General features: G+C 49.0%; 21 protein-coding genes. 1 reads left to right on the top strand and 20 read right to left on the bottom strand.

Going from position 1 to position 22604, the window contains the following annotated elements; all coding sequences use genetic code 11:
• Window positions 1–47 precede the first annotated feature (47 nt).
• The 15 genes from nuoL to rapZ form a co-directional block, all read right to left on the bottom strand.
• Entirely contained in the window at window positions 48–1913 is a 1866-nt protein-coding gene (gene nuoL, locus B8987_RS11030; RefSeq protein WP_084661543.1) for an NADH-quinone oxidoreductase subunit L, read from the bottom strand.
• A gap of 59 nt (window positions 1914–1972) precedes the next feature.
• The gene (nuoK, locus tag B8987_RS11025; protein WP_020374004.1) at window positions 1973–2275 is read right to left on the bottom strand and encodes an NADH-quinone oxidoreductase subunit NuoK; all 303 of its coding nucleotides are present in this window, start codon (window positions 2273–2275) and stop codon (window positions 1973–1975) included.
• On the bottom strand, window positions 2272–2844 hold the full coding sequence (locus B8987_RS11020; RefSeq protein ID WP_020374005.1) for an NADH-quinone oxidoreductase subunit J family protein: 573 nt from the start codon (window positions 2842–2844) through the stop codon (window positions 2272–2274). The genes nuoK and B8987_RS11020 overlap by 4 nt, the downstream gene beginning before the upstream one ends.
• 14 nt (window positions 2845–2858) lie before the next feature.
• A complete protein-coding gene (locus B8987_RS11015) occupies window positions 2859–3296 on the bottom strand; it encodes a NuoI/complex I 23 kDa subunit family protein (protein ID WP_084661542.1) in 438 nt (145 codons plus the stop codon).
• Window positions 3297–3414: 118 nt separating this feature from the next.
• Window positions 3415–4404, bottom strand: a complete 990-nt coding sequence (nuoH, locus tag B8987_RS11010; protein ID WP_020374007.1) for an NADH-quinone oxidoreductase subunit NuoH — start codon at window positions 4402–4404, stop codon at window positions 3415–3417.
• Window positions 4401–6725 (bottom strand): 2Fe-2S iron-sulfur cluster-binding protein, encoded by a 2325-nt coding sequence (locus B8987_RS11005; protein ID WP_084661541.1) that lies wholly within the window; start codon window positions 6723–6725, stop codon window positions 4401–4403. Before B8987_RS11005 ends, nuoH begins: the two co-directional genes overlap by 4 nt.
• Entirely contained in the window at window positions 6706–7998 is a 1293-nt protein-coding gene (nuoF, locus tag B8987_RS11000) for an NADH-quinone oxidoreductase subunit NuoF (protein WP_020374009.1), read from the bottom strand. Before nuoF ends, B8987_RS11005 begins: the two co-directional genes overlap by 20 nt.
• Entirely contained in the window at window positions 7995–8474 is a 480-nt protein-coding gene (locus B8987_RS10995; protein WP_020374010.1) for an NADH-quinone oxidoreductase subunit NuoE family protein, read from the bottom strand. The genes nuoF and B8987_RS10995 overlap by 4 nt, the downstream gene beginning before the upstream one ends.
• Complete coding sequence (nuoD, locus tag B8987_RS10990; RefSeq protein ID WP_020374011.1) at window positions 8471–9679, bottom strand: NADH dehydrogenase (quinone) subunit D; 1209 nt, start codon at window positions 9677–9679, stop codon at window positions 8471–8473. The genes B8987_RS10995 and nuoD overlap by 4 nt, the downstream gene beginning before the upstream one ends.
• Window positions 9680–9690: 11 nt before the next feature.
• Complete coding sequence (locus B8987_RS10985) at window positions 9691–10152, bottom strand: NADH-quinone oxidoreductase subunit C (RefSeq protein WP_020374012.1); 462 nt, start codon at window positions 10150–10152, stop codon at window positions 9691–9693.
• Window positions 10149–10664 (bottom strand): NADH-quinone oxidoreductase subunit B, encoded by a 516-nt coding sequence (locus B8987_RS10980; protein WP_020374013.1) that lies wholly within the window; start codon window positions 10662–10664, stop codon window positions 10149–10151. The genes B8987_RS10985 and B8987_RS10980 overlap by 4 nt, the downstream gene beginning before the upstream one ends.
• Complete coding sequence (locus B8987_RS10975) at window positions 10655–11008, bottom strand: NADH-quinone oxidoreductase subunit A (RefSeq protein ID WP_020374014.1); 354 nt, start codon at window positions 11006–11008, stop codon at window positions 10655–10657. Before B8987_RS10975 ends, B8987_RS10980 begins: the two co-directional genes overlap by 10 nt.
• A gap of 212 nt (window positions 11009–11220) precedes the next feature.
• Window positions 11221–12072, bottom strand: a complete 852-nt coding sequence (gene whiA, locus B8987_RS10970; RefSeq protein ID WP_020374015.1) for a DNA-binding protein WhiA — start codon at window positions 12070–12072, stop codon at window positions 11221–11223.
• A complete protein-coding gene (locus tag B8987_RS10965) occupies window positions 12033–13367 on the bottom strand; it encodes a gluconeogenesis factor YvcK family protein (protein WP_020374016.1) in 1335 nt (444 codons plus the stop codon). The genes whiA and B8987_RS10965 overlap by 40 nt, the downstream gene beginning before the upstream one ends.
• A gap of 1 nt (window position 13368) precedes the next feature.
• Window positions 13369–14238, bottom strand: a complete 870-nt coding sequence (gene rapZ, locus B8987_RS10960; protein ID WP_020374017.1) for an RNase adapter RapZ — start codon at window positions 14236–14238, stop codon at window positions 13369–13371.
• A 147-nt stretch (window positions 14239–14385) separates the two neighbouring features.
• Here rapZ and B8987_RS10955 point away from each other — a divergent pair, with 147 nt between their 5' ends.
• Window positions 14386–14631 carry a hypothetical protein gene (locus tag B8987_RS10955; RefSeq protein WP_026040563.1) on the top strand — a complete coding sequence of 82 codons (246 nt, stop codon included), beginning with the start codon at window positions 14386–14388 and terminating at the stop codon, window positions 14629–14631.
• Here the strand turns inward: B8987_RS10955 and B8987_RS10950 are convergent.
• Genes B8987_RS10950 through uvrB form a run of 5 tightly spaced genes read right to left on the bottom strand, consistent with a single transcriptional unit; the run spans window position 14593 to window position 22600 of the window.
• Window positions 14593–15441, bottom strand: coding sequence for a Cof-type HAD-IIB family hydrolase (locus B8987_RS10950; RefSeq protein WP_084661540.1), 849 nt, complete (start codon window positions 15439–15441; stop codon window positions 14593–14595). The two genes, B8987_RS10955 and B8987_RS10950, sit on opposite strands and share 39 nt — an antisense overlap.
• On the bottom strand, window positions 15420–15761 hold the full coding sequence (locus B8987_RS10945; protein ID WP_020374019.1) for a phage holin family protein: 342 nt from the start codon (window positions 15759–15761) through the stop codon (window positions 15420–15422). Before B8987_RS10945 ends, B8987_RS10950 begins: the two co-directional genes overlap by 22 nt.
• A 52-nt stretch (window positions 15762–15813) precedes the next feature.
• Window positions 15814–17697, bottom strand: a complete 1884-nt coding sequence (uvrC, locus tag B8987_RS10940) for an excinuclease ABC subunit UvrC (RefSeq protein ID WP_139793530.1) — start codon at window positions 17695–17697, stop codon at window positions 15814–15816.
• 60 nt (window positions 17698–17757) lie between these two features.
• Window positions 17758–20595 carry an excinuclease ABC subunit UvrA gene (gene uvrA, locus B8987_RS10935; RefSeq protein WP_020374021.1) on the bottom strand — a complete coding sequence of 946 codons (2838 nt, stop codon included), beginning with the start codon at window positions 20593–20595 and terminating at the stop codon, window positions 17758–17760.
• On the bottom strand, window positions 20588–22600 hold the full coding sequence (uvrB, locus tag B8987_RS10930; protein WP_037914127.1) for an excinuclease ABC subunit UvrB: 2013 nt from the start codon (window positions 22598–22600) through the stop codon (window positions 20588–20590). Before uvrB ends, uvrA begins: the two co-directional genes overlap by 8 nt.
• Between the last annotated feature and the right edge of the window lie 4 nt (window positions 22601–22604).

Genomic DNA, 22604 nt, shown 5'->3' with positions numbered 1-22604 from the left:
ACCTAGCCTCCTCACCTTTATGCACTGTCAGCGGGGGATGTCATCCATCACACGCGGATAAGATAGTAGGCCAGCAAGGCACCTAATCCCACCATGATGGACAGGGCGTAACGCCTGACATATCCGCTTTCTAAGGGACGCAAGTCTTCGGCCCAATCCCACACAAGGGTACCAATCCCTTTCACTGTCCCCAAAATCCCGCCCTCTATTTGGCGGACGCTATTTCCAATCATCTTGAAGGGTACAACAACCAAATACATCCACATGGCATCGACATACCATGCGTTATACGCCCACAACCCGACACCCTTTTCCGTCGCGGCATTGGTTGGGGTTTCCTTGCGAATATATAAGGCGTACGCGATGATAAAGGCAACGACAGCCAAGCCCACCGTAAAAGCCGTGGTCCAAAAGGGACCTTGTTCAAGACTGGCATGCGGTGCACCCAAGTACTGGCGAAAAGTGGGTGACAACCACCCGTTCAGCCACGATCCCAAAAACCCTCCGATGACGGCTAAAACCCCTAAAATCACGACGGGAATCGTCATCACAAGAGGCGCTTCATGGGCATGGGCATAGAGAGATTCATCCCGTGGCTTTCCAAAGAATGTCAAGAAGAAAAGACGAAACATATAAAATGTGGTCATCCCCGCCGCAATCGCGCCGACCAACCATAAAACTGGGTGCCCGAGATTAAAGGCCTCTCCTAAAACGGCTTCTTTTGAATAAAATCCGGAAAACGGTGGAATCCCTGAGATAGCTAAAGTTCCGGCGAGAAACGACCATGTGGTCCATGGCATTTTCCGCCATAATCCTCCCATCCGGTTCAAATCCTGTTCACCAGCCAATGCATGAATGACACTACCTGCTCCTAAGAACAAGAGGGCTTTGAAAAAGGCATGCATCATAAAGTGAAAAACTCCAGCGGTATAAGCGCCCACGCCGACGCCTAAAAACATGTACCCTAGCTGGCTCACTGTGGAATACGCCAAGACTTTTTTAATATCCCGCTGAAAAATGGCACTACTCGCTGCCAAAATCGTCATGAACGTCCCAATTGCGGCAACGATATAAGCCATCGTTGGAGCCACGCGTAAAAGCGGGTACAGTCTTGCCATCAAGTAAACACCAGCCGTGACCATAGTCGCAGCGTGAATGAGAGCAGAGACTGGCGTGGGACCTTCCATTGCGTCGACCAACCACATGTGTAGAGGAAACTGCGCCGACTTGGCCATGGCCCCGATATAAAGCAGAAAAGCTGTCCATTCAAAGAAAGCCGAGGAATGGGATGCGTCGAATATTCGAAATAGACCGGGGTATGACACCGTGTGGAAATGAGCATACAATAACGCCAATCCCACTAAGATACCAGCATCCCCCAAGGTATTCATCACAAAGGCCTTTTTGGCCGCACGCACCGCTGATGGACGATAATACCAAAAGCCGATTAAGAGGTAAGACGCCAACCCGACTAACGCCCAACCAATAAGCAAAATGAGCAGGTTGCCCGCTAAGACCAACAAAAGCATGGAAAACACAAAGAAGTTGAGATACGAAAAATACCGGTCTTGATGAGGATCATCATGCATGTATCCTATGGAATAAATGTGAATCAGCATGCCGACCCCGGTAATCACGAGTAACCAAACCCCTGACAACGGGTCAAGATAATATCGCCAATCAATAGCGGGTCCAAATCCAGTGACCCACGGAAAGAAAATACCGGTAATCACACGATGATTTGAGGGCAGTGAAGCCAATTTCAGGTCCATACTAATACTCACCAAGAAACTAATCCCTACGAGCAAGCTCGCCCAGATGCCGGGAAGTTTCTTTGGCATTATTCCTTTAAATATCCCAATGGTTATTGCGCCAAACAAAGGCAATAGCACAATTTCCGCCACACCTTGCATATCCGCCGCTCCTTACTGGACACTCTTTTGGTCTGTTGTGTCCGCTATCATTCGTCCATTTAACCTTTCAGACGGGAAATTTCATCAATATCCAATCGATGCCGTTTGTGATAGACACTGACAATAATCGCCAGCCCTATCCCCACTTCGGCCGCAGCTGTCGCGATAATCAAAAAGGCCATAACTTGTCCATTCATGTCATGAAGTTCCCGGGCATAAGCGACAAATGCCAATGCTGCTGCATTCCACATCATTTCTGAAGCCATGAACATAATGAGAGGATTTCGTCGAAACATGACACCAATGGCGCCAATCGCAAAGATAATGCCCGCTAAGGCTACAATCCAATTGCTATAGATCATGAGCCAGTCCCCTCCTGCTCTTTTTTAGTGCTGAGGTTTTTGCTCTGTTCTTGGGATGCCGCAATTTGAGCCCGGCGCCGCCTGGGAGGATTCAATACCAATACGCCTAAGGCGGCTGAGACCAGCATAATGGCCACCGCAATCAAGTACAGAAAATCGGGGCCCCATAATAAGCGTCCAATGCCGGTAAGATCTCCAAAATGAGCAGGCAAAGGCGCCTGAATCGCTGAGCCTGGATATTTGATGGCTAAGGCGACCAGAATGACGCCCACAACAACAGACAAAATCCCTGCTGTGAGCCGTTGACCAGGCAAATCCTCAGGAAGTTCTCGCTCTTCTTTCCCCGCTGTTAAGAGCGTTACCACAAAGAGGAAGAGAACCATAATGGCACCAGCGTACACAATCACTTGAGCGGCCGCCAAAAATTCCGCTTTTAAGATCAAGTACAAAAGCGCCAACGCCAAAATATTTCCGACAAGATATAACGCACTATGAACAGGTTGACGTGCCGTGACAACCCCAATGGATGCTGCAATAGCCAATATGGCCAATATACCTATGCCGACCATGTGCCGAAATCACCTCATTTTCTGACTGGCGGATGGAGTAATTCTTCTTTGTCTGCAATCATATCAAGACGGTCCGAGGCCGCTAATTCGTTGAAGGGAGTCAGTCTAACCGCATTGGTCGGGCATGCCTCTTCACACATCCCGCAGAAAATGCATCGAATTAAATCGACTTCATAATCGACCGCATAGCGATTGGTCCACGAGATCGCTTTTCCTTCTGTGGCTTCAGCCGCCACTACCCGTATCGCATGAGCCGGGCACACCGCTTCGCATAAGCCACAACCCACACACAATTCATGCCCATCAGCATCTTTAGCAAGCATGTGCTTCCCCCGAAAACGTGGGGAATATTCCCGGCGTTTTTCTGGATACTGGATGGTATCACGAGGTTCGCCTAAAGCCTTAAAGGTGGTGCCAAGTCCCTTGGCTAAGGCCTTAATCCCTTCGAACATGAATGAGTCCCTCCTTTAAAATCTGGAATTTTGCGTATGAATTTGTTAATGGATCACAAGTCTAACTGTGTTCTCAGACTTTGGGTCATCTCACATCATCAGCTAAACAAGTTAGGTACTAGATCACACCGGAAACAAATGCCGCCGTCGCTAGAAAATAGACAAATGACACGGGAACAAGGAACTTCCAGCCAAATGACATCAGTTTGTCATAGCGAAAGCGGGGAAAAGTGGCGCGAATCCAAATGAAGATGAAGATCGATACCCCAACTTTTAACAAGAACCAAATAATGGGGGGCAAGAAACTTGGACCTAGCCAGCCTCCAAAAAAGAGGGTGACCGCAATTCCACTTACCGCAATCATGTTGATGTATTCTGCAACATAAAACATGGCAAAACGGAACCCGGAGTATTCGGTATGATATCCGGCAACGAGCTCGGATTCCGCTTCAGGCAAGTCAAATGGGGTTCGGTTGGTTTCGGCAATAGCGGTGGTATAGTAAATCAAAAACGGAATAAATTCTGGGATAAAGAACCAACCATGTTCTTTTTGCGCGAGCACAATTCCCTCTAAATTAGCGGTGCCTGCCAGCATTAAGACCCCCAGCACTGAGAGCCCCATCGCTAATTCATAAGAAATCATCTGCGCTGAGGCGCGAATCCCTCCCAGTAGCGAATACTTGTTCTGGGAAGCCCACCCACCTAAGACAATTCCATAGATCCCCAAGGAACTAAAGGCAAATGCAATGAGAAGTCCAATGGACGGATTGGCAATGTCCAAGGAGATGGTCGTCCCAAAGAGATGAATCGGTGCCCCAAAGGGGATAACCGCATCAACCGACAAAGCGGCAAAGAGCGAAAACACCGGCGCCATGCGAAAAACCCATTTATCAGCACCATAGGGCATCAGATCTTCTTTCATCGCCATCTTTAGACCGTCAGCCAATGGCTGCATGAGTCCAAAAGGTCCCACCCGATTGGGCCCGAGGCGCAATTGAAAAAATCCCAATAAGCGACGTTCTAAGAGCATGGTATAGGCAAACCCACCCATCAACAAGCCGATCAACAAGATGATCTTGACGATGAGAATAATCAGCTGCAATATCACAGGCTTTTCACCTCCTCACGCCGGCTGAGTCCTTTCACGTCGTGAAGATCGGTTATCCAATCATAGTGAGAGGTTCTCGGAACCCATAATGTTCGAAGGGGAATCGCGTCATCAGGTCTAACGCCTAACGTAAATGTGCCGAAGGAGGTGATTACATCCACATATCCACCCTCTTCGGGTATTTGCAAGATTTTCGCCTCATCAGGATGGATGCGGGCAATAAACGGCGTGAGACGGGGTTCGAGAATTTCAGACGGCAAACCATTTTCAAAAACCCATTCGCCTTGAATAACCCGCCATAGAGCAGGATCGTCAGAAGACGCTGGCCGCGTAATCGGCACGACACGCGATTGTTCCATGTCTTGATCGCGGGGAATTAAGTCACCCGCTACATCATCAAAGAGATCCCACAAGTCTTCCGTGCCAAAAACCTGTTTGAATAAGCGGGCCCAACCGACCAAATACGTTTTGGTTGGACGAGACTGACCAGGCGGCTGCACCCCAGCAGACGCCAAGGCAATGCGTCCTTCCATGTTGACATAGGTTCCTTCCACTTCTCCCCACGTTGCGACCGGCAGTAATGCATCGACATAGGGCATATCCAAAGGTGGCCGGATTTGAGCGGAAATCACGTAATCCACAGCCTCTAAGGCCTCCTTCGCCAGGACCTTGTCGGGGAAGTCACGTAATAAATCTGCGCCCCATAATATCAGCATGCGAATTTCCCCATTTTTGGCCTTCATCAATAAATCTTGCACCGCTTCGTAACGAGTGGGAATACCAGCCCATTCATAACCACGCCAGTTCATGGGTCCAAACGTCGGTAAGATGGCGGTAGGGTTTTCGCGCATGCTACGTAAAGCTATGAAGATTTGCTCCATCTCCGGATTTTCGCCATCCCATAACAGCGTTAAATACGGCGAGTTAAGAAGTGATTCTCCAAACGCTTTTAGTACATCGGCAGATACTGGCAAAGGATAATCTTTCACCTGTTGCACCAGTCCTTGAGCGATAGGGTCATCCTCTTTGGCCATAAATAATGCTTGAGCAAATAACACGGCTTCATCTTCGCTGGGCACGATGTAATTTTCTCCCGGTAGGGTTGGACGGGTTAATTTTCTCGGCCCGACGCCAATGACCTGAAGTGCAGGAAAGTGTTTGTAGCGGTCTCGCAACTTGAGATGAACCACCGGTACAGCCTCATAAGGATCAACGCCGACGAAAACTACGGTATGACTTTGGGCGATGTCCTCAAAGGTGCCATTTAAACTCATAGGAAGATATCCTGGCACATTGCGCACCGTGGCTAACTCGGGACTATGCACAACCTCCTGGGCAAATTGTTTGATCCAATACGCCTCCTCGGAGGTAAAATGTCCGCCTAGGATAAAGCCAATGCTGCCGTATCCATATTCCCTCAGCGTTTCCTTCATCCATTCAGCCGTATCGCGCATCGCTTGAGCACTGGATAAGGACTCCCCATGGACGACTGAATCGAGAACACGCAACGGATGATACCCAAAGTCATAGCCAAAACGTCCTCGGTCACATAAAAAGCCCCAGTCCCGCTCTGGAATCGGCCGGCCTTCCATTCGGATGATATGGCTTTCCCGCGTGGTCATTTTACTCGCGCAACCGACCGGACATTGGGGACAAATCGTTGTTTGCCGATCAATATTCCAAGGACGACCTTTGTGGTGATACGGTGCAGACAATAACGCCCCAACCGGGCACAAGTCAATGACATTCCCGGTAAACACGCTGGTTGCTGGCTCATGGTTCACCGTTGTTACGACTGTTTCAACACCACGTCCTTCTAACAACAATTGGCCTTCGCCGACATATTCGTTCATATAACGTACGCAGCGTTGACACAACACACAACGTTCTTGATCGATTAACACGAATTCGTTAATGGGCCCATCTTTAACTTTTTGAATCTTTGGCTCTTGAAAGCGTCCCCGGCCCGGACCATATTCAAATGTATAATCTTGAAGATAACATTCTCCACCTTTGTCACAAACCGGACAATCTAGCGGGTGATTAATTAAAAGAAACTCGAGAACACCCTTTCGACCTTTTTCAACCACGTCGCCTTTGGTATGCACAACCATACCTTCAGCCACTGCCGTGGTACAGCCGGTGACCAGTTTAGGCATTTTCTCGACCTGCACTAGGCACATACGACATGCGCCTAAGGGACCTAAAGCTTGATGATAGCAGTAAATCGGTACGTCAATGCCTAATTTGGCTGCGGCATCGACAATCATAGTGCCTTCCGGCACGGTGACTTCTTGGCCATCAATGGTTAACCGTATCATATAATTTCGCTCCCATCGGACATGCGTGTTCAAAGACATGTGCTTCGAACTCATCACGGAAGTATTTCATGGCACTGACCAGCACACCCAGTGAGGCATCACCAAGTGGACAGAAACATTTTCCGCCGATATTGTCGGCAACATCTAACAGCGTGTCGAGATCGGCAGGTGTGCCGAGACCGTGTTCCACCCGTTCGAGAATATCGGTCATCCAGTACGTTCCTTCCCGGCACGGGGTACACTTGCCACAAGACTCTTCCCGATAGAATTTCACGAGTCTTGCGGTGGCGCCTACGATGCACACCTGATCATCGAGCACTATACAGCCTCCGGAACCCAACATGGAACCCGCTTGCAAAACGGATTCATAATCCAAGGGGGTATCCAATTTATCGGGTGTCAGGAGGGGCACCGAGCTGCCGCCGGGAATGACCGCTTTAATCTTGCGACCCGGCAAGACACCTCCGGCATAATCCTCAATCAGGGTACGAAGCGGAGTGGCAAGCGGAATTTCATAATTGTCCGGACGATTGACGCGCCCACTCACGCTAAAGATTTTTAAACCGGGACTTTTGGCGGTTCCCATCGAGGTGTACCATTCGGCTCCATAGGTCACAATCGCGGGGATATTGGTGATTGTTTCCACATTATTGACCACCGTTGGACCGCCATACAACCCTGCAATGGCGGGAAAAGGTGGCTTTAGACGAGGATTACCGCGCTTGCCTTCAAGGGATTCCAATAAAGCCGATTCTTCTCCACAAATATAGGCACCAGCGCCCCGATACACTTTCAGATCCAAAGAAAATCCTGATCCGAGAATGTTTTCACCAAGAAATCCCTGTTCATACGCTTCTTGCACAGCGCGCTTCAGTTGTTCCGACCCAAAGAGAAACTCACCGCGACAATAAATATAAGCTTCCCGCGCTTTGGTTGCGTAACTAGAGATAATAATTCCTTCAATAAGCTGATGAGGATTGCGTTCAATAATTTCGCGGTCTTTATAGGTTCCCGGTTCGGCTTCATCGGAATTGACCACTAAATATCGTTTTCGGCCATCATTGGGCAAAAATCCCCATTTCATACCAGTAGGAAAGCCCGCGCCACCTCGTCCTCTGAGTCCCGATTTCTTAACCAACTCGACAAGTTCTTCCGGCTTAAAGTCATTCAATGCTTTGCGTAAGGCCTGGTAGCCACCGTTGGCAAGATACACGGGCATCTGATCAATATCGGGAATTTCCCGGTTGCGTAATAAGTAATATTTCTGACTCACGACGTCACCTCTTTTTCGTCATCGGTCAACAGCGCATCCAATTTTTCGGCCGTATTAACCAGCCCATGGTAGCGCAAGTTGCGCTGGACGACGGGAGCCAGATTGCAAGCGGCAAGGCATTCCGCTTCTAATAATGTATACTCTCCATCGGGAGTACTCTGGCCTTCAGAAATCCCGAGTTTATGCTCCAATTCTTCCATAACCTTGTCTGCCCCTGCTAATGCACAAGACAGTCCGACGCAGACATGAATCACATTCTTGCCGACTTTTTCCCGGTATAACAACGAATAAAATGAGGCCACAGATTCAACATACTGGGTGGTTAAACCAAGGAGTGAAGCCACATCCGCTATGGTGTCATCAGACAACCATCCCTCGGCCTGTTGAATCCGGTGTAAAAGTGGCAGTAAACTCGAATTGGCTTCCGGAAATTGCTCTTTGGCTTCTTCAGCCCACTTTATCCATTCAGGCTTCATTTGTCGACATCCCCCAACATTATGTCTATGCTCCCAATAGCCGTAATCACGTCGGCAACAAGCCCCCCCTCACACATTTGTGGCAGGGATTGTAAGTTGTAAAAGGATGGGGTCCGAGCCCGCCACCGGTAAGGTTTCGATCCACCATCTGACACAATATAAAATCCGATTTCGCCCCGCGGGCCTTCAATACCCTGATAAACCTCACCAGCCGGCACAGGAAAACCTTGCGTCACCAACTTGAACTGATGAATCAACGCCTCCATATTGCCGTAAATCTCCTCTCGGGGAGGCAAGCTGATTTTTCGGTCACTCGTGGTATAAGGACCTTTGGGTTCAATTTTGTCGATGGCTTGTTCGATGATTTTCATCGATTCGTACATTTCTTCGACACGCACCCAAAACCGCGCGTATGCATCACATTCCGTGCGAATTGGAACATTAAACTCAAAATCTTCATAAGATGAATAGGGTTCATCTTTTCTCAAATCTAAGGGCATTCCCGTGGCCCGCAAATTCGGTCCGGTTACCGATAGCGCTAAAGCATCCTCCTGTGTCAATACCGCGATACCTTGAAGACGCTCGTTAATGAGGGGATTCCCGTCAAAAAGATGACGATAGGTTTTCATCCAGCGCGGAAAATCTTTAATGAAGGCATAAACTTTTTCATGAAAGCCTTCGGGAAGGTCATAGGCTAGTCCCCCAATGCGGAAATAGCTTGGGTTCATGCGGACTCCTGAAACCGCTTCAATGAGATCTAAAATGACTTCCCGTTCCCGCATGGTATAGAAAAATAAACTCATCGCGCCTAAATCCATTACATGGGTGCCGAGCCACACTAAGTGGCTGGCCACGCGCGTCAATTCCGCGAACAGAACACGAATATATTGAGCGCGTTTAGGCACTTCCACGTTCAACAATTTTTCTACGGCTAACACATACGCCAAGTTATTCGTCATCGGAGCCAGGTAATCTAACCGGTCCGTTATCGTATTACACTGCTGATACGTTAGATTTTCCGCCGTCTTTTCAAATCCTGTATGCAGATATCCAACCACCGGCTCGGCATGCACCACCCGCTCTCCATCGAGTTCAAGACGCACGCGCAGTACCCCGTGCGTACTCGGATGCTGAGGCCCTAAATTAATAATCATGGTGTCACTTCGTTCCGAGGTTTCTAGCAATTCAGGCTTTTCAGTGGCCATATCGTCACCTCTCAATCAACTCGTGTGCCTGTTAAGGGATAATCTTTACGCAAGGGGTGCCCATCCCAGTCATCCGGTAAATAAATCCGGCGCAAATCGGGGTGCCCTTCAAACTCAATGCCAAACAAGTCATACGCCTCACGCTCTGGCCAATTGGCGCCTGGCCACAGTGGTGTGACACTCGGAACTTTTTCATTAATCCCGGCGCGCACCTTCACCCGTATACGGGCATGTTTCCAGGGATTGTACAAGTGATAAACCAATTCAAAACGTGGGCGGTCTGGCAAGTAATCTACAGCCAAAACATCAAGACAAATGCGGTACTGAGCCTGATCTCGCAGATATTGCATGACAGCGAGTAGTTGCTCAAGTGATGTGGAAATCGTGGGCTGATCGACCGCCTCCACAACCGTAAAGGCATCAGGAAACTCGCCAGCTAAACGTTCTAATATATCGGGGTCATTATGGTTCATGGCGTGTGTCCCTCCATGGCAAGGCGTTGATATTTAGGAGGAATCCCTTGCATAATTTGTTCTTGCAATTTCAAGATCCCAAACATCAATGCTTCGGGGTTGGGGGGGCACCCTGGAACATAAATATCCACGGGCACCACATGGTCCACGCCTTGAATAATGGCATAGTTGTCAAACACACCCCCGGAGGAAGCACACGCTCCCATCGATATGACCCATTTGGGTTCGGGCATTTGTTCCCAAATTGTTCTTAGAACGGGGGCCATCTTTTGGCTGACACGTCCGGCAACAATCATCAAGTCGGCTTGCCTGGGGGAAGCCCGGAAGACCTCGGCCCCAAATCGGGCTAAATCATAGCGGGAATTGGTCACACTCATCATCTCGATAGCACAGCAGGCTAACCCGAAAGTTGCAGGCCACACCGAGGATTTCTGTGCCCAGCGTCCCATTTTCTCCACAGTGGTAAGTAGTAAGGATTTTTCGGCTTCTTTTTGTGTGAGGTTTAATCCCATTGAAATCCTCCTTTATTCCAGACGTAAGCAAACGCTAGAGCAACGACCACTAAGAAGATTAGGGCTTTAACGAATCCCGCTTGGTGAAGGCTAGTCAAACTAATGGCCCATGGATAAAGCGCCATGACAGCGACATCAAAAATCATGAAAAACATCGCGACACGATAAAACCGCACAGAAAAATATCCGACCGGCGCCTCTGGAATGATTCCCGACTCATAGGTCGTGCGTTTCAACCCGCCCGGCGCCTTAGGTCCCAGCAAGTCCGACGTAAAGGACATGCCGAAGGCCACAAGGAAGGCCACGATGATATAAATCAAAAGCGCGGTATAATGCGTAAACAATACAACACCCCCGCCATCTGGTTAAAGGTTAGGAACTAAAATAGCTAATTCAAATTTACGTGACCGGATTCACAAGTAAATTATACGCTGTGCGGTACACCCCGTCGACACGACGGTGCGTTTCGTCAAAGTACTCTAACAATTCACCATTATGCCAAAACAACAGACAGAACGGTAGCTTTTTGACAAAAATGATGAAAAAATGGCTAGACTTAACTGGTTGTTTTCATTTCATAGCCGCGCAACAGACGCCGCATACGGTGATTAACGGCCGATTTACTAAGCGGCGGATGAAGAGCCAATCCCAATTCTTTTAGGGACCAATCCGGATGAGCAATCCGCAATAGGGCCAGTTCCCTCAGTGCTGGAGGGATGTCTTCATGAGGACTATTCAGAAGGATCTTAAGGATTCGAGCCTGTTCTAGTCCCGATTCAACGGCTCGCCGCAAATTGGCGGTTTCCGAATTGACCAAGCGGTTCACCTGGTTTTTCATGGTTTTCATGACTTGAGCACTTTCTAGTGCCAGAACGGCTTGATGCGCACCAATGTGGGTTAAGAAACGCCCGACTTGCTCGCCATCTTTCAGATAAAGAATAACGCGTCCCCGTCGTCTGGAACTTTTGGGCCGAATCTTAAGAGGCAGCAAGATGCGTTCGGCCAGATTAAATTGCTCAGGGTCATTCATCCAGATTTCCAAATGAATCGCACGTTCGGGCTCGGCCAAATAGCCGCGAGCCAAAAAAAGACCGCGTAAATAGGCTTTCGGACAACCAGTAATGGGATTTTCGCTGGTGTTAGCGGTCGACTCCGTGTATGACACGTGAAAGACTAACCGGCGTCTAGAGCGTTTTACCGTAATATGCGGCGATAGGCCTAACCATTTCATGATATGGTATGCGCGCCGTGCCACCAGGGCATTGCCGACATCCAACCCGGATGATAGTGATTCCATGCCAAGATATGAACCCATTCCCAGCAATTCTGCCCATAAGCAAACCCGACGTTTTTCTTGAGGAAGCCGGGCTAGTTCCGCTTTGATTTGCCTGGCATATGACCATCCCATCGTGGTTGATGTCGCTCCCGTAAACGATTTTCCAACCATAAGGCGTCGATCAAACGCCCTTCAGCCCACTTCGGGCGAAATTTGAGGAGCACCCGCAAAAGTGCCGGCGCCAGCTTATCGGGATCATGACGGACGACCCCATCGGCTAAAAGTAGATTATCATAGATGACGACGGGTTGTCCCGTGACCAGGGATTCTTCCCCTTGAAACGCCACCTGATCAGCCCCTTCCCTCCGGTATTTTTGCAATAGCCGTTCGGGAACCTTTTCGTTGTTCACCAACACCACATCAATTAATCCAGGACCGACATGATCTTCGATAGCTTTTAAATGATCCCGGACAGAAAAGTTCGCCGTTTCTCCAGGTTGGGTCATGATATTGGCGACATAGACCCGAATGCCTTTTGATTGCCGGATGGCATCAGCAATCGCGGGAATTAAGAGATTAGGCAAAATGGAAGTATAAAGACTGCCAGGGCCCAAAACTACCATATCGGCCGCAACAATGGCTTCTACAGCTTCCCGAAGAGGAGTGGCATCGGGCGGATCCATCCAAATCCGCTCTATTCGGTCAGTACTGTGGCCAATAGCACTTTCTCCTTCCACATGCGCGCCGGTCACAAGCGTTGCATGAAGCGTGACATGCTCCAAGGTTGCTGGCAGAACCGTTCCACGAACAGCCAACACCCGACTGGATTCACGTAAAGCGGTGACAAAATCCCCTGAGGCTTGTTCCATTGCCGCTAAAAATAAGTTACCAAAACTGTGGCCTTTTAATTCTCCCGCTTGAAACCGGTGTTGAAAAAGCTGCTCCATTAAGGGTTCGGTGTCCGCTAAAGCAACCATACAATTACGAATGTCTCCTGGTGGCAACATGCCCAAATCGCCGCGTAACCGCCCCGAGCTCCCGCCATCGTCGGCTACGGTCACAATCGCCGTCAAATTTGACGTGTAGTGTTTGAGACCCCGCAGAACTGACGGCATTCCGGTTCCGCCTCCTAAGGCGGCAATGTGTGGGCCCCTGGCCAATTGCCGGCGCGAATATAATAATCCTGCCCATTTGTCGGATCCCAGGACCTCATTAATGGAGCGCCATAATCCCCAAAATCCTCCCACCACCAACACAGTGCCCACAACAAACAAAATCATTTCTAATACCGGCCGGCGCCAAAAAGGAAATAGGTAGGGCTCTATCCAGGCTGATAATCCCATCGCCACGCCCAGTGCCATAAATCCCAAAGCAATTAAAGCCAAAAAACGTTTAAGCTTTAATCCCGGAACCAACAACCGCCACATATTACTCCTCCCGCAAGTCCAAATCACGATGTTCGACAAGGGCTTGATGCCCGGCCTGCGTTAATAAGTCTTTCAGCCGGTTGGCAAAGACCACTGACCGGTGCTGGCCCCCTGTACAGCCAATGCCGATTGTGACTTGCGGCTTGCCTTCTTGCTGAAACTGAGGAATCAAAAAGGCGAGCAGATTGGCCAGTTTGTCGAGGGTTTCTTTGGCTTGGGGAAAACGCATCACATATTGATCGACTTCTTCATCATTACCAGTCTTGCTGCGTAATTCCTCCACATAATAGGGGTTAGGTAAGTAACGGACATCAAACACTAAATCGGCATCTTTCGGTAACCCATGTTTAAACCCAAAAGACACCAACCGTACTTGAAATAAAGACTGGGTTCCATCAAGACGAAACACATCGGAGATACGCTGCCTCAGTTGGAGAGCCGTCAAGCCCGAGGTATCAATGATCACGTCGGCTTTACCACGGAGTTCCCGCAACGCCTCCTTCTCTTTACGCAAAGCATCCACCAACCGTCCCTGCGTCTCCAAAGGATGCCGACGTCTAGACATTTTGTAACGTCGAATTAACGTTTCTTCATCCGCTTCTAAATAAAGAATCTGGTAGGGTAATTGGCTGGCATCCAGTTCATTCAGAGACCCTTGAAGCTCGGAGAAAAATACCCCGCCCCGGATATCCATGACCAAAGCGGCTCCTTGAACTTCGGGACTTTTCTGCAGGAGTTCCGCAAATTTGCTAATCAAGTTGGGAGGCAAATTATCGACACAAAAATATCCTAAGTCTTCGAAAACGCGCATCGCTTCGCTACGCCCAGCACCAGATAGACCGGTGATAATCACTAAACGTACGTGTTCCATCCGTTTCACTCCGATTTGGCCTCACATGAATTTCGCCACAAGTCGGTGGCTTCAGCCGACAAACTTGTAATTTCGTCACGACGTTAACAGGAAAAATTCACTTCTTGTCGAATAATACCCCAAAGAGTTTCTATCGGGAGGTCTATTATGGCGACATCTGAATTATCCAGGCGTGCCCGTCATAACAAATCCGAACCGCCCTTCACAACTGATCCCGTTTCGCGGGCGGATCTTAAACGCATGGCTCAACAGCGTCGAATGGAACGAGAATTTGCCTGGGCTTTTTCCATTACATTGACCTCAACCACGCTCTATCTCATTTGGCGACTGCCATGGGGACAGCAAGTCCTCATCTCAGTACTGCATTTCGTGAAAACCTTGCATCGGATCTAATAACCACCGGTAAATGGCGTAGGCGGCCCCATCCTGGTCAACGCTCTTGGTCACAACATCGGCGGCATGCTTCACCAGTTCAGGTGCCTGGCCCATTGCTACGCCCATTCCCACCCACTTCAACATGTCAACATCATTTTCAGCATCACCGATCGCCATGATCTGCTGTGGGGAAAGATGCAAGCGTTCAGCGACCTTTGCTAAAGCCGGTCCTTTGCCCACCCCTGCCGGAACAATTTCTAAGTAATCGGCTTGGGATTTGAAAATTCTTCCCTGTAATCCCAAGACTTCTGGAGAAATGCGGAGACGAAATTGATCCAGTTTATCCGGATCATCTTGCAACAAGATTTTTATGGGTGGTGAGGGCCAGCTAAGCAGTCCTTCGCGAGACTTCACATCGCCGGGAATATGATTCACTTCAATGTAGTGTTGAGCCCTTTCATCTTCTTTGGAAAGCCATAACTCATTGCTGACATAGACCTGAGTGAGTATGTCGGCATCTAAGGCCTCTTCTATGACAAAACGCGCCACATCTTCTGTCAGGTGCCAGCTGAACCACGGGACTTGCTGCGGCATTTCCACAACCATACTCCCGTTATACGCAATTAACGGTCCCGTGCCTAATTGTAACTGCAGCCAATAGGGTTCTGCCGAACGCACCATGCGGCCTGTAGCTAAAATGACCGTAATACCGTGGGTCTTCACTTGATTCACTGCTTTCACCAATTCCCCTGATAGCGATCCATCTGAGCGCAGCACAGTCCCGTCTAAATCTAAGACAAGCAACTTTATGCGTATCTGATTATCCAACCTACAACCCCCGATACAATTGACAAAATTAATGCGCCCCAAAAGGCCGCGCCAAATCCATGCACAATAAAACCCGGGACAATGGCCGATACCAACCACAGCATTAACGCATTGATGACCCATCCAAAAAGACCAAAGGTAAGCAAGTTAATGGGCAACGTCAGTAATTTCACGATGGGTTTAATAGTCGTATTGACTAACCCTAAAACCAAAGCTGCGACCAAAATAGCCTCGGTACTCTTGGCCATAATGCCTAAGTGTATATGACTGATAACCGCTAGTCCAATCGCCGAAGCAATCCAGACCGTTAACCACCGCATGGCCCATCACCTTCCCGTCATCGTGTACTCTTCCCATAATATCGTTGAATCCTTATTCCGGCACCGCATTTTCCTCTTCATTCGACTTAAAATGTTCATCAAGATAACGTTTGACGGCTTCCGCTGCAGGCCGTGTCATTTTAGGTAATGCAGCCAATTCATCCACACTTGCTTGCGAAATGGCTGCTAAGTCGCCGTAAGTTTGCCGCAGAATTTTCTTGCGGGCTGGGCCAATGCCCTCGATATCATCTAAAATCGAAGCGAGATTACGTTTGGTCCGGAGTTTACGGTGATAGGTGATCGCAAACCGGTGAGCTTCATCCCGGAGATGCATCAAGAGTTTGAGACCAGCCGAATCCCGATCCAGAATAATAGGATCAGCACGTTCGGGTTCAAACAGCCACTCATGTTGCTTGGCTAAACCAAAGACGGGAATGTCTGCCACATTTAACTCGCGCATCGCCTGATAGGCATATCCGAGCTGGCCACGGCCACCATCGATAATCACCAAGTCGGGCGTTTTGGCAAAGTGACTTTTACCCATTTGTTTGGCATCTTGGGCTTGATGATGAAATCGCCGGGTAATGACTTCTTTCATTGATAGAAAATCATTCGGCCCTTCGACACTCTGAATTTTAAATTGCCGGTACTGACTTTTATCTGGCTTACCATCGGTAAAGACAACCATAGACGCTACCGATTCGGTGCCTTGGGTATTAGAAATATCGTAACACTCCATGCGGCGGGGAAGTCCCGGAAGACCGAGAGTTTGTTGAATTTCCAACAAGGCCCGTTCGCGGTCTCGTTCTTTGATTTCCATCCGCCGCAGGGCTTCATCACGGGCAATTGTGGCATTTTGCCGGACCATCGCTAATAGCCGTTGTTTTTCTCCCCGGACCGGGACTTTCAAGTCAACCTTGCCTCCGCGTTTCTCTCGAAGCCATGCCGTAATTTGACGATCATCGGGAGGAAGATGTTCAATCAAAATTTCCTGGGGAATGTCCCTGGCCCGGTCATAATATTGCATTAAAAAGGCATGCGCCAATTCTTTTTCATCGGTCCCATCGACACCTGTTAAAGTAAATGACTCTCGGCCAATGAGACGGCCATCACGCACCATAAATACCTGTAAATAGGCATCTTGGTCGCTTAAGGCCCAGCTAATCGCATCTAAATTTCTTCCCGCCTCCGCGGAAACCTTTTGCTGCGCAGTAATTTCTCGAACGGCCATAACCTGGTCACGCAATTTCGCCGCTTTTTCAAATTCCAGTTCTTCAGCGGCCCGGTTTAATTCCTTGACCAAAGATTTTTCCACGGCGTCGACCTTGCCTTCTAAAAACCACTCTACATTTTTCATCATGTCCCGGTAACTGTCTTTGTCGATTAAGGCCTGGCAAGGCCCCGGGCACCGTTTAATGTGGTATTCGAGACAAGGACGAGCGGCATTTTTAAATTTCTGGTTGGTGCAATTCCGAATAGGGAAAATATGGCGCAGGAGACGAATCGTTTCATGCACACTTTGGGCCCGGGTATAAGGTCCAAAATAGCGACTACCGGAATTGTCAGGACGGCGGGCAATAATGAGTCTGGGAAAATCTTCTTCCCATGTTAAGCGGATATATGGATAGGCCTTATCATCTTTTAACCGGATATTGTAGTGCGGTCGGTATTTTTTAATGAGCGTGGCTTCCAAGATCAAGGCTTCGACTTCGGTATCGGTCGTAATAATTTCAAAATCTTCGACATGGCGCATCATCGCGGCCACTTTTGGCAATAGTCGGCTCGCTTCTTGAAAATAACTCCGAACCCGCTGTTTTAAATTGACGGCTTTCCCGACGTAAATGACTTGCCCTTCGTGATCTTTCATCAGATAGACCCCGGGTTTATCCGGAAGTAGTTGGCGTTTTTCTTCTAGGTGCTCTGATAAAGTCATCATACCCTCTGCCTTTCTTGCCACTCCCCTCAAAGGCACCTGCCCGATATCTTCCCCATGGTCTTAAGGTTGAACCATTTGCCGGCGCTGTAAATGCCGCGCCAAAAATTGACCGGTATACGATTTTTCGGAGGCTATAATGTCCCTCACGGGTCCCTCGGCCACAATCTCTCCCCCTAAATCGCCACCTTCTGGACCTAAATCAATAATCCAGTCCGCGGTTTTGATAACATCTAGATTATGCTCAATGACTAAGACGGTATCACCTTGTGAAACGAGACGTTGCAACACATCAAGTAAATGACGAATGTCTTCTTGATGAAGTCCGGTTGTGGGCTCATCTAAAATGTATAGGGTGCGACCTTCCGAACGCCTGGAAAGTTCGGTCGCTAGTTTGACCCGTTGAGCCTCACCTCCCGATAAGGTGGTGGCACTTTGCCCTAAGCGTACATAACCTAATCCCACGTCGCGCAGGGTCTCTAATTTTCTTTTTAAACGGGAATGATGTTGGAAGAAGTCCAAGGCTTCATCGACGGTCATGTCGAGCACATCGGCAATGGTCTTGCCACGGTAATGCACCTCCAAGGTCTCGCGATTATAGCGCGTACCTTTGCAAACTTCACAGGGCACATAAATATCGGGGAGAAAATGCATTTCAATCTTCAAAATGCCATCCCCCTTACAGGCTTCGCAGCGTCCTCCACGGACGTTAAATGAAAACCGCCCGGCTTTATATCCACGGATGTTCGCCTCCGTGGTATTCGCAAAAATTTCCCGGATCAAATCAAAAGCCCCAGTATAGGTGGCCGGATTGGAACGCGGAGTACGGCCAATAGGACTTTGATCAATCGCGATCACTTTATCTAAGTACTCTAATCCCGTAATCATGTCGTGCTCACCGACGCGCCGACTTCTTGCTTTATTGAGTGTGACTTCGAGTTGCTTGCGAATGATTTCGTTGACGAGCGTCGATTTCCCCGACCCCGATACGCCAGTGACCACCACCATGAGTCCCAAGGGAATTTTCACCGTGATGTTTTTCAAATTGTGTTCACGCGCCCCCACTATCGTCAGCCATCTATCCTGGGGTTCGCGGGGAACCTTGGGCATGGGAATTTCTTTTTGCCCGGATAAGTATTGTCCCGTCAGGCTTGATGGATTGGCCATCACTTCTTCGGGAGTGCCGTGCGCCACAATTTGGCCTCCATAAATTCCTGGTCCCGGACCCACGTCAATTAAATAATCGGCCGCTAACATGGTGTCTTCGTCATGCTCAACCACTAAGACGGTATTCCCCAGATCCCGAAGCCGTTTCAATGTCGCAATGAGCCGGTCGTTGTCTCGTTGATGGAGACCAATTGAGGGCTCGTCCAAAATATATAAGACGCCAACTAATGACGAACCGATTTGCGTAGCCAGGCGGATTCGCTGGGCTTCTCCCCCGGACAACGTCCCCGCCGCCCGGGATAAGGTCAAATACCCTAGACCCACGTCAATCAAAAAACTTAAGCGTTCATCGACTTCTTTCAAAATGGGCCCTGCAATCATTTGTTCGCGATCATTCCAGGTTAAAGAGCGCAAAAAGTCGCGGGCTTTACGCACAGACAAGTCAGTTAAATCCGCAATCGACATGTCACCAATCGTCACCGCTAACACCTCAGGTTTGAGCCGTTTTCCCTGGCAGGTTGCACAGGGTTTTGAGCTCATATACTCCTCAACGTCCTGGCGCGCGCTTTCACTACTCGATTCTTTATGACGCTTCGCAAGAATCGGAATAACTCCTTGATAGCGGGTCATATGGACGTGATTGCCAAAGACGCCTTCATAATGAAAGGGCAAGGTCTTCGCATAGCCATAAAACACAATCTGCTGAGCCTCTGGCGGCAAATCTTTAAACGGGACATCTAACGAATACCCCGCATCTTCAAAAACCCGGGCCAACAAATCCATATAGAACCGGGTAGGGGCTCGGAAAAACGGAGCAATGGCCCCTTCATTAATAGACAACGCGGGATTCGGCACTATCAACTCGGGATCGGGTTCCAGTTTATATCCAAGGCCCATACAATCGGGACAAGACCCATAGGGTGCGTTAAACGAAAACATCCGTGGCGTGAGTTCCTCTAAGGAAATGCCACAATGCGGGCAAGCCAACTCCCGGGAATATAACTCACTGGGGCCATCCGGTTCGCCCACTTCTGCTAGTCCCCCACTGATCTCAAGCGCTTGTTCCAACGATTCCGCCAAGCGGTGCTGAATGTTGGGCCGCACCACAATACGGTCCACAATCGCGGCGATGTCATGCTTTTTATTCTTGTTTAAGACCGGAGGATTTTCAATTTCAATTAAAGCCTGATCAACTCGAGCCCGCGTAAATCCTTGTTGCCGCAGTTGGTCAAAAACTTTTTCGTGGCTGCCTTTCCGGCCACGAATAATCGGCGCACGAATTTCCAGACGCGTGCCTTCCGGCTTTTCCACAATACGGTCAACCATTTGTTCAATTGTTTGTTGGCTAATCCGTTCTCCACATTGCGGACAGTGCGGCGTGCCAACACGCGCATACAATAACCGAAGATAGTCATAAATTTCTGTGACCGTGCCCACCGTACTCCTCGGATTGTGGCTCGTCGTTTTCTGGTCAATTGAAATGGCAGGGGATAAGCCATCGATACTATCGACATCCGGCTTATCCATTTGCCCTAAGAATTGACGCGCATAACTCGACAAGGACTCCACATAGCGTCTTTGGCCTTCGGCATAGATGGTATCAAATGCTAAGGAAGATTTTCCCGATCCCGAAACGCCCGTAATAACAACTAATTTGTCACGGGGGATGTCCACGGAAATGTTCTTTAAATTGTGTTGCCGTGCTCCGTGAATGGCAATCACATGCTTAGCCATGGTCTTTCTTCTTCCCTCCCGACACGGCCTTAATTGGCCGCTCATTTTCGAGTTCCATGAGCATATCCCGCAACATAGCCGCTCGTTCGAATTCCCAATTGCGGCTAGCTTCTTTCATTTCTTTCCGCAACTTCCTGGCTAATTCCATCCGTTCCCGCAGGGTCATCTCTTTAATCGATTTACCACTATCGGTTGTCTCGTCCACAGCCTTTGTCGCTTGGATGACATCCCGCACTTCTTTCACAATGCCTTTAGGCGTAATGTGATGGATCTCGTTGTATTCTTTTTGTATCGCACGCCGTCGGTCGGTTTCGTCAATAGCCTTGCGCATCGAGTCGGTGATTTTGTCTGCATACATAATCACTTGCCCTTCCAAGTTTCTCGCAGCGCGTCCAATCGTTTGCACCAAAGACGTGACCGACCGCAAATAGCCTTCTTTGTCAGCATCTAAAATGGCCACTAATCCCACTTCGGGCAGGTCTAGTCCTTCCCGCAACAAGTTAATACCCACCAATACATCAAACTCCCCGAGCCTTAAGTCACGAATAATCGCCATCCGCTCGAGCGCATCAATATCGGAATGGAGATAACGAACCCGCACCTGGTTTTCTCGCAGGTATTCGGTCAAATCTTCCGCCATTCGCTTGGTCAGAGTCGTAACCAACACGCGCTGGGATTTCAAGACACGCTGACGAATTTCCGCCAACAAATCGTCAATTTGTCCTGTTGTGGGCTTTACCACAATAGGCGGGTCGACGAGCCCTGTCGGCCGGACAATCTGCTCCACGACTTGTTCTGCCACTTGTAATTCGTAAGGGCCGGGAGTGGCTGATACATAAATCACTTGATCAATACTGTGTAAAAATTCATCAAAACGCAACGGGCGATTGTCCAAAGCTGAGGGCAAACGAAATCCATGCTCGACTAAGGTCGTTTTTCGCGAAATATCCCCGGCATACATGCCCCGAATCTGGGGCACGGTGACATGGGATTCGTCAATAATGGTTAAAAAGGGATGCGGAAAATAATCTAAGAGTGTGTACGGCGGTGCACCGGGAGGACGCCCGGTGAAATGCCTCGCATAATTTTCAATCCCTGAACAAAAGCCGACTTCTTCCAACATTTCCAAATCATAGCGCGTACGTTGTTCCAACCGCTGCGCCTCAAGATCTTTGCCTAAATCTTTTAATTCTTTAAGTCGCTCGTCTAATTCCTGTTGAATGCTCAAAATGGCCGGTCTTAACCGATCTTGACCCATAACATAGTGGGACGCCGGATAAATCGCGACATGATCCCGGTCGCCAATGATTTCTCCCGTAAGGGGATCAAATTCGCGAATGCGTTCAATTTCGTCCCCAAACATTTCCACACGAATCGCTTGCTCGCTTTGGTTAGCCGGAAAGATTTCGATGACATCACCGCGGACACGAAATTTGCCACGGACAAAATTGACATCATTACGATCATATTGAATTTCCACTAACTTGCGTAAAATGCTATCGCGTTCCCGTTCCATGCCGACCCTCAGTGACAACACCAATTCCCGGTAATCCTCAGGAGACCCTAAACCATAGATACAAGACACGCTCGCCACAATAATGACATCAGGCCGTTCGAGTAAGGCCGAGGTCGCCGAGTGTCTCAGTTTATCGATTTCGTCATTAATCTGCGAATCTTTTTCAATATACAGATCGGTTTGAGGCACGTAGGCTTCCGGCTGGTAATAGTCATAATAACTAATAAAATACTCGACCGCGTTGTGGGGAAAGAAGGCTTTGAGCTCTCCCGCTAATTGTGCGGCTAAGGTTTTGTTTGGCGCCATGACCAACGTCGGCCGATTCACACGCGCGATGATATTCGCCATGGTAAAAGTCTTGCCTGAACCCGTAACACCCAATAGAACTTGCTGACTGAAATTCTGTTGAATGCCGCGCACCAAGGCATCAATGGCTTTGGGTTGGTCACCCTGAGGTTCATAGGGACTGACTAATTGAAATACGCCCATCCTT

This window comes from Sulfobacillus thermosulfidooxidans DSM 9293, from assembly GCF_900176145.1.
GTDB lineage: Bacteria > Bacillota > Sulfobacillia > Sulfobacillales > Sulfobacillaceae > Sulfobacillus > Sulfobacillus thermosulfidooxidans.
This window is presented reverse-complemented; position numbering and strand designations above follow the sequence as displayed.